A 7,712-nucleotide genomic window follows, 5' to 3' on the forward strand; every position below is an offset into this window, starting at 1 on the left:
CGCGCCGCCGCCCGCCGCCCCGCCGGCCGCCGGGGGCGGGCGTCCCTCGGGGCTGTGGCGCAGCGCGCTGGCCTGGCAGGTGACCGTGTTCTTCGGGGTCCAGGCGCTCCTGTCGTACACCGTCTTCGGCTGGCTCCCGAGCATCTGGCAGGACCACGGCCTGAGCGCGACGTCCGCCGGTCTCGCGCTGTCCCTGTGCAACGCCGTCGGTGTCGTGGGCGCCTGGATCCTGGCCGCCGCGGGCAAGCGCCTGCCCGACCAGCGCCCGGCCGGTGTGACGGTCGCCTGCCTCACCGCGGCCGGCCTGCTGGGCGTCGTCCTCGGCCCGAAGGCCCTCCTGTGGCCCTCGGTGGCAGTCCTCGGCCTCGGTCTGGGCGCCGGTTTCGCCCTGGCGCTGAGCCTGTTCGCCCTGCGCTCCCCCGACCCGGCCACGACGGCCGCGCTCTCCGCGATGGGCCAGGGCATCGGCTACCTGATCGGCGTCCTGGGCCCGCTGGGCGCGGGCGCCCTGCACGACGCCACGGACACCTGGACCTGGCCCCTCGGCGTCCTTCTGCTGGCCTGCGCCGTCCAGATCACGGTGGCCTTCTCGGCGGGCCGGGCCCGTACGGTCGACGCCGTGACGCGCTGAGGCCCCCGGCCCGGGCCGGCTCCCGCCGGGACGTCCGGCGGCCGGTCCAGGCCCGCGCCCGCGCCCGCCCCCGCACTACGATGACCGGCGCCGGGAGGACCGCTGAACAAGGTCACGATCCGCGATGTCGCCGAGCTGGCGCGGGTCTCGCAAGTCCTCGGTCTCGACCTACTTCCACAAGCCGCACAAGATCTCGGACGCGACACGGGAGCGGATCCGGCAGGCCGTGCAGACGCCGGGTTTCGTGCCGAACGACGCGGCGCGCATGCTGCGTACGGGGACGAGCCCGGTCGTCGGGGGCGTTCGAGCTGGCGAGCGCGACCACGCCGCAGATCGCGGCGGCCATCGAGCAGCGGGTCTCCGCCGAGGGCATGTACCTGCCGATGGCGAACGACGGCGGCTCGCGGCTGCGGGAGCGGCGCTGCTTCGCGGCGATGGCGGCCTGGGTCGACGTCGTGCGCGAACGGGCCGGGGGCGCGCTGCTGTGGGAGGAGGGGCTCCAGTTCGGCGACTGGCTCGATCCGGACGCCCCGCCGGACCGCCCCGGTGACGCCAAGACCGACGCCGGGATCGTGGCCACCGCGTACTTCCACCGCTCGGCGGCCCTCACCGCGAAGGCGGCGGCCCTGCTCGGCCGGGACGCCGACGCCCGCCGCTACGGCGACCTGGCCGCCCGCGTCACCGACGCCTTCCGGGCCGCCTACGTCACCCCGCGCGGGCGCATGATGTCCGACGCGCCCACCGCCTACGCCCTCGCCCTCGTCTTCGGGCTCGCGCCGGACGGGCAGCGCCAGGCGCTGGGCGACCGTTACGCGCTCGGGGGTGTCGCCGACTGGCTGCACCGCCGCGTCGCGGGACTCGCCGCGCTGGAGCCCGGCTACCGGCTCGTCCACGTCTCCCCCACGCTGCTCGACGACCTCGACGACGCGTCGGCCTGGCGCGAGACACCGTACGGACCCGCCCGCGCGGGCTGGCGTCGCGAGGGCGCGCGGGTGCACTTCCACGCCGAGATCCCGCCGAACACACGGGCGTGGTGGAGCTGCCGTCCGGTGCCCGGTATGAGGTGGGGTGACACGCTCCTCGGCGGTGTCGTCGAGCCGGTCGCGTGGGCGGCGCTCTAACTGCCGTCCACGCGACCGGAGTTCGTCAGGCCGGGTCGATGCGGGAGATCGTGCCGGCGAGGTTGAGGACGTAGAGTTCGCCGTCGGCCGCCTGGGCGAAGGCGACGACGCTGCCGCCGTCGACGCCGAGGTCGTTCACGGCGATGACCCGGCCGTCGCGGATCTCCAGGGTGCGCAGGGTGCCGTCGCAGAAGTCACTGAAGACGTACTGGCCCTGGAGGCCGGTGACGGCCTTGCCGCGGTAGACGTATCCGCCGGTGACCGAGCAGCCGCCGCCGGTACGGCCGTACTCGTGGATCGGCCGGACGTGGTTGGCCGGTTCGACGCCGCCCCGGAAGGGGTGGTTGCCCTCCATCTGGGACCAGCCGTAGTTCTCGCCGCCCTTGCTGCTCGCGGGGGCCCAGTCGATCTCCTCCCAGGCGTTCTGGCCGACGTCCCCGATCAGCACGTCGTGGGTGGCCTTGTCGAAGGAGAAGCGCCAGGGGTTGCGCAGGCCGTACGACCAGATCTCGCCCTTGGCGCCCGGGGTGTTGACGAACGGGTTGTCGCGCGGGATCGCGTACGGCTTCGCGCCCTTCGGGTCGATCCGCAGCAGCTTGCCGAGCAGGGTGCCCAGTTTCTGCCCGTTGCCCTGCGGGTCGCCGGCCGAGCCGCCGTCGCCGAGGGCGATGTACAGGTAGCCGTCGGGGCCGAACGCGATGTCGCCGCCGTTGTGGTTCGCGAAGGGCTGGGTCTGGGTGATGACGGTCCGCCGGGTGTCCGCCTGCGGCCTGCCGTCCCGTACGGCGAACTCGTCGATAGTGCTGGTGCCCTGACGGTTCGTGTACGAGATGTAGAAGTGCGTGAAGTCGTTGTCGAACGCGATGCCCAGCAGGCCGCGTTCGCCGTCGGTCGTGGTGTCGCCGGAGATGTCGAGGACAGGCGCGCCGAGTCCGCCGCCCGGCGTCAACACCCGTACCTTTCCGGCCCGTTCGGCGATCCAGACCGTGCCCCCGGGGCCCGCCGTTCCGGCGGTGGGGCTCTGTGCGGTGGCGACGGCCGTCAGGGCGACCTCCGCCGCCTCCTGTTCGCCGGCGGACGCCGTGGTCAGGGCGAGTGAGGCGACGAGGGCCAACGTGCCCACGATCGCCGAGCTTCTGGTGTGAACTTTCACCGTGATCCTCCTGGAGGCGGCGAACGGGGGGGAGTTCACCCGGGGCAGGGTCGGGCGGGTGTCGTCCACGCCGGTACGCAACCTGGGTGGGGGGTATGCGTTACTGGCCACGGGTGAGGCTATCGGGACTCAAGGGGCGTATATAAAGCGGGAGTTCGGCCATCCGGTCGTCTTGTTTACGTCTCCGCCGAACATCGCGGTCACCGTTCTGTCACAAGCCGTCGCCGTACGGAACCCTGCCGCTCTCCATCCTGTCTGCACTCATGTACCGCGGGTGCGACGACCGAAACCCGCGGACGAGACGACTCAGGGGGACGACAGCATGCGGCACGGCAACGGCATTCGTAGGGCGGCTCTGGCGACGACGGCGGTCACGGCCTTCGCGGCGGCGGTGACCGGCATTCTGCCCGGCACCGCCATGGCGGCGAGCGCCACCAGCTCCGCTCCGCCGCCCGCCTGTGCGGCCTCCGCCCTCCAGGTCAGCGCGTGGCAGGCCGCGAACCGGCCCGTCGGGACCGGGACCGGGGCGGCGGTCGTGGAGTTCACCAACGTCTCCGGGAGGACGTGTGTCCTGAAGGGCCATCCGACGGTCGCGGGCGCCGGCAACGGCTCCCCTTCCCAGAACACCCCGCTCAAGGTCACCCCCACCGGCAAGGCGGCCACCGTGACGGTCCGGCCGCACGGCAAGGCGTGGGTGAAGCTGACCTTCGTCCAGGTCCAGGGAGAGGCTGACGGCTACTGCGTCTCGGGCAACACCCCGTCGACGTATCCGACGATGGTCATCGGACTGCCGAGCTCCGGGAAGCACCAGGTCGCCCTGGACGACGGGGTGTGGGCCGAGTGCGACGACAAGGTGACCGCCACGCCGGTCACGGCGGTCAAGCCTTCCTGACCCCACCGCCGTAAGCGCACGGGACGACGAAGCCCGCCGACCGACGTTGGCGGGCTTCTCCCTGCTCAGGACGCGATGGGCCACGCCCCGGACGGCACAGGCGACTTGCCGTCCATATCCCTCCTACGGCACCACGCTGTCCGACAACGGCCGGGCCCGGCGGATGGTCATCGCGGCGACAATCCGCCGGTCGGCGGGGCGGTCCCAGCCGGTCGGCGGGGGCCTTGCCGAAGCCTGTCGGATGTCCCAGCTCCTGGCGGCACCGAAAAACTCGTCGTATGACAGAGGTAAAGCCACCGCAGGAACTATCGGCCCCGCAGAGGAACGCGGCTCCACCGCCGCAGGCATCGTCCGAGTCCGCCGGGCAAGTATCGCGCGCCCCCACGATGGGACGCCTGGTCGGTCTTGATCTGGCCCGTGCGCTGGCGGTGTTCGGCATGTACATCGTGCACATCGCCCCGATGGAGTCCGCCCCGGGCAGCGTCGGCAGCTGGGTGTACTTCCTGGCCGAGGGACGCGCCTCGGCCCTGTTCGCCACCCTCGCCGGGTTCTCGCTGATGCTGATCGCCGGCCGCCTTGAGCCGAAGACCGGACTGGCGGGCCGACAGGCGAAGGCCCGCATCGCGATCCGCGCCGTGATCCTGCTGGCCCTGGGCACCGTGCTGGCGATGGAGTACGGGGACATCATCATCCTCGCCTACTACGGCGTCTACTTCCTCCTCGCCCTGCTCCTGGTACGACTGAGCGCCAGGACGCTGGCGTTCATCGCGGCCGGGATCGCGCTGGTGATGCCGCAGCTGGCGTTCGTTCTGAAGATGTGGCTGAGCGACTCCGTCCAGCAGACCATCAACGCCTACGACCCGCTGGAACGGCTCAGCACCGTGGGAGTGCTCGATCTGCTGCTGACGGGTCTCTACCCGGCCATCACGTGGATGGCGTTCGTGATCACCGGCATGGCTCTGGCCCGCCTCGACCTGTCCGCCCCCGCCGTCCGGCGGCGCCTGGCCGTCCTCGGTGCCGGTCTCGCCACAGCCGCCTACGGCCTGGCCACCCTGCTGACCGGCGCGAGCGCGGTATGGAACGTCGGCGGAGGCCGGGGACCCTCCAGCGGCTCCGGTCCGGGTTCCCTGAGCGGCGGCTCCATGGGCAGCGCGCCCGGCGGGCCCCAGCTGTCGGCCTCGGACCTGCTGGGCGCCGTGTCCCACACCGGCACCACCCTCGACACCATCGGCTGCGCGGGCATCGCGATCCTCGTGATCGTGGCCGCGACGGCGGCGATGGACCGCCTGCCGCTCCTGCGCCGCCTGGCGAAGCCGGTCATCGCCGTGGGCACCATGTCCCTGACCGCCTACGTCGGCCACTTCCTCGCACAGTCCGCGTGGCCCGCCTCCGGCGCCGGCACCACGACGTCCTGGGTGCCCGTGCTCACGTACATCCTGACAGCGATCGTGTTCGCCACGATCTGGTCCCGCTTCTTCCGCCGCGGCCCTCTGGAGTATCTGCTCAACGCCGCCACCAAACCCGCCAAGTACGTCCGTTGATGTCCGGTCGGGGTGGCTCGGCTTCCTGCCCCACCTCGGCCCGCTCGGCCCGCTCGGGGATAGCCCTTGCGGGCCGGGGGTGTTCAGCCGCCGCGCCGTACCCGGGCCGCCTCGCGGGCCTCCGCGAGCTTGCGGGCCTCGCTCGTCTTCCGGGACGGCCTCGTGGTCTTCGTGTCCTTGCTGGTGCCGATGCCCCGGAAGGGCGCGTTGGTGTTCTTGGGGCGCGGTCCGCCGTCGAGGGGCTTCCCGGAGGGGGCCTTGGCGCCGGTGATCCGGGTCAGCTGGGCCTCGCCGGAACGGACTTTGGTGACGGTCGGGGTGACGCCGGCGTCCGTCATGACCTGGGTCGCCTCGCGGCGCTGCCCCGACAGGGCGAGGGTGACGACGGTGCCGGAGCGGCCGGCGCGGGCGGTGCGTCCCGCGCGGTGGAGGTAGTCCTTGGGGTCGGTGGCGGGGTCGACGTTGACGACGAGGTCGAGGTCGTCGATGTGCAGTCCGCGCGCGGCGACGTTCGTCGCGACCAGTGCGGTGACCTCGCCGTTCTTGAACTGGGCGAGGGTGCGGGTGCGCTGCGGCTGGGCCTTGCCGCTGTGCAGCGCGGCGGCGGCGACGCCGTGGGCGCGCAAGTGCTTGGTGAGCAGGTCGACGCCGTGCTTGGTGTCGAGGAACAGCAGGACGCGGCCGTCGCGGGCGGCGATCTCGGTGGTCACGGCGTACCGGTCGGGGCCGTGTACGACGAGGACGTGGTGCCCGATGGCCGGGACCGCGCTGCTGGAGGGGTCCACGGAGTGTTCGGCGGGGTCGCGGAGGTGGTCGCGCACGAGCTGGTCGACGTCGCGGTCGAGGGTGGCCGAGAACAGCATGCGCTGCCCGTCGGGGTGTACCTGGTCGAGGAGTTCGGTGACCTGGGGGAGGAACCCGAGGTCGCACATCTGGTCGGCCTCGTCGAGCACGGTGATCCGTACCCGCCCGAGCCGGCACCCTTTGCGGTCGACGAGGTCGTGCAGCCGCCCGGGGGTGGCGACGACGATCTCGGCGCCGTCCCGCAGTTCGGCGGTCTGCCGTCCCATGGACAGCCCGCCGACCACGGTCGCGATCCGTACGCCCACCGCCTGCGCGTACGGCGCGAGCGCCTCGCCGACCTGCTGCGCCAGCTCCCTGGTGGGGACCAGCACGAGCCCGAGCGGCTCCTTGGCCTGCGCGCGCCGTCCTGCCGTACGGGCCAGCATCGCCAGCCCGAAGGCGAGCGTCTTCCCGGACCCGGTACGGCCCCGCCCGAGCACGTCGCGTCCGGCGAGCGCGTCCGGCAGCGCCGCCGCCTGGATGGGGAAGGGTTTCGTCACACCGCGTTCGCCGAGCACCCGCAGGATCTCGCCGGGCAGTCCGAAGCCGGCGAAGCTCGCAGCCGGTGCATCACTCACAGAAAGCCTTCCTCCGAAGGGACCGAACCGGGGAAGGCGCGGCGGGAACACAGCAAACGTCGGACGGTAGCACGACGCGACGAACCTCCGCTCGGCTTGAGAGCCCCATACAGGGCTGGTGGCCGGCTGCTGCGGTCGCCGCCGGCTTCCCCACGGGTCCAGGTGCCCCGTCCCTCACGGCGTGACCCCGGCTCCCGGCGAGTCGCTCTCCCCGCGCATCCCGGGCAGCACACAGCGCCCGGGACCGTCGGCCCGCCCTGCCGTCAGCACGAGGACCTCGTCCTCGCCGCTCCACACCCGCCGCTCGGACTTCCCGGGGCACAGCCGGACGCTGTCGTAGGGCCGGAGAGCGGACGGATCGTGTGCCCGGTACCCGATCACGCACTCCCCCCGCCGAAGCCCCGCCGCGACGACGGTCGCGAAGGACGTCTCCCGTCCGGCCACGCCGTAGTACCCCGCCGGGCGCAGGGCCAGTGCTCCGCCCCGTGCGGCGAAGATCTCCTCGAAGACGGCGGCGAGTTCGGGGTTGTGGACGATCTGTGCCATGAGGAGGGCGGTGAGTTCGCCTCTCAGGACGACGTCGCAGGCGCGCCCGAGCGGGGCGATGCGGCGGCTGCGGTGGTCGCGCATCTCGGCGACCACGGGCGGCACGTGGCGTGTCTCCAGGGAGCGCAGGATCAGCAGGGTCAGCAGCGTCCGGTCGTCGGACCGCTCGTCGGCGCCGAGGGCGATGACGCGGTCGTAGCCGGCGAGGTCGAGGCCGTCGTACGTCTCGGGCGCGGCGGGGTCGGCGCTGCGGTGGGCGACGTCCGGCGGCGCGCAGTCGGCGACGACGTCGACGCGGGTGCCGGGCAGGAGGTCCAGCAGGAGCGGGGCGCGGCGGTTCCAGCCGAGGAGCAGCAGCCGTAGGGGTGGGTCGGGCCGGGGTGGGGCGACGGCCGTGGGGTCGAGGT

The 7,712-nt window shown here is 72.8% G+C and carries 6 protein-coding genes and 1 pseudogene; 4 read left to right on the plus strand and 3 right to left on the minus strand.

Annotated features, from left to right (window positions below; genetic code table 11):
* Both AOK24_RS48835 and AOK24_RS48840 read left to right on the plus strand, forming a co-directional pair.
* On the plus strand, positions 1–631 hold a 631-nt coding region (locus AOK24_RS48835), incomplete at its 5' end, for an MFS transporter (RefSeq protein ID WP_167376886.1).
* Between the two features lie 371 nt (positions 632–1,002).
* Entirely contained in the window at positions 1,003–1,752 is a 750-nt protein-coding gene (locus AOK24_RS48840; RefSeq protein WP_055723896.1) for an alpha-L-rhamnosidase-related protein, read from the plus strand.
* A gap of 25 nt (positions 1,753–1,777) precedes the next feature.
* On the opposite strand, the gene AOK24_RS34240 is transcribed toward AOK24_RS48840, so the two are convergent.
* Complete coding sequence (locus tag AOK24_RS34240; RefSeq protein ID WP_055723900.1) at positions 1,778–2,905, minus strand: PQQ-dependent sugar dehydrogenase; 1,128 nt, start codon at positions 2,903–2,905, stop codon at positions 1,778–1,780.
* Positions 2,906–3,227: 322 nt separating this feature from the next.
* Between AOK24_RS34240 and AOK24_RS34245 the strand changes: the two genes are divergently transcribed.
* Together AOK24_RS34245 and AOK24_RS34250 are read left to right on the plus strand one after the other, a co-directional pair.
* The gene (locus AOK24_RS34245; RefSeq protein WP_055723897.1) at positions 3,228–3,797 is read left to right on the plus strand and encodes a DUF4232 domain-containing protein; all 570 of its coding nucleotides are present in this window, start codon (positions 3,228–3,230) and stop codon (positions 3,795–3,797) included.
* A 278-nt stretch (positions 3,798–4,075) separates the two neighbouring features.
* Positions 4,076–5,338: a DUF418 domain-containing protein gene (locus AOK24_RS34250; protein ID WP_079057142.1), complete on the plus strand. Its 1,263-nt coding sequence runs from the start codon at positions 4,076–4,078 to the stop codon at positions 5,336–5,338.
* Positions 5,339–5,421: 83 nt separating this feature from the next.
* Here AOK24_RS34250 and AOK24_RS34255 read toward each other — a convergent pair whose 3' ends face one another.
* Positions 5,422–6,759, minus strand: coding sequence for a DEAD/DEAH box helicase (locus AOK24_RS34255; RefSeq protein ID WP_055723899.1), 1,338 nt, complete (start codon positions 6,757–6,759; stop codon positions 5,422–5,424).
* A 174-nt stretch (positions 6,760–6,933) separates the two neighbouring features.
* Positions 6,934–7,712: pseudogene (locus AOK24_RS34260) on the minus strand (NAD-binding lipoprotein); the annotation flags it as partial.

The organism is Streptomyces niveiscabiei (assembly GCF_001419795.1).
Lineage (GTDB): Bacteria > Actinomycetota > Actinomycetes > Streptomycetales > Streptomycetaceae > Streptomyces > Streptomyces niveiscabiei.